Source organism: Micrococcus sp. HG099 (genome assembly GCF_024723355.1).
Classification (GTDB): Bacteria; Actinomycetota; Actinomycetes; order Actinomycetales; family Micrococcaceae; genus Micrococcus; species Micrococcus endophyticus.
Genome location: NZ_JANQCJ010000310.1, coordinates 1 through 415, shown reverse-complemented (window position 1 = coordinate 415; position 415 = coordinate 1). Strand labels below are relative to the sequence as shown.

General features: G+C 80.7%; 1 protein-coding gene. It reads right to left on the bottom strand.

Features of this window, described 5'->3' with window-relative positions:
• The coding region (locus tag NWP10_RS12375) for a PASTA domain-containing protein (RefSeq protein ID WP_258301099.1) at window positions 1-415 on the bottom strand (415 nt) is incomplete at both ends.

Sequence of the window (415 nt, the reverse complement as noted above, 5' to 3'; positions counted from 1 at the left end):
CGTCCACCTCGACGGCGAACCGGGCGTCCCGGGCCACGCCGTGGGCGTGGCGGACGGCGACGCCGGCCAGGTCGGGCACCGGCACCGGCGCGGGCCCCGCGGAGACCGTCACCTCGACGGGCGTGCCCCGGTCCACCTGCTGACCGGCCTGCGGGCTCGTGGCCACCACGGTGCCCTCGGTGCGCAGCTCGTCGTGCCGGGCGGTCACCGCGGTGTCCAGGCCGGCGGCCACGAGCCGCTCCTCGGCCGCCTCGCGGGCCAGCCCGTCCAGCTCCGGCACCACGGCCGTGGCGCCCACGCCGAGCCCGCCGGAGCCGATCGTCCAGCCGAGCAGCAGGGCGACCCCCGTGAGCAGCAGGGTCACGGCCGCGCCGATCGCGGCGGCCCGGCCGGTGCCGCGGCCCAGGTCCAGGGC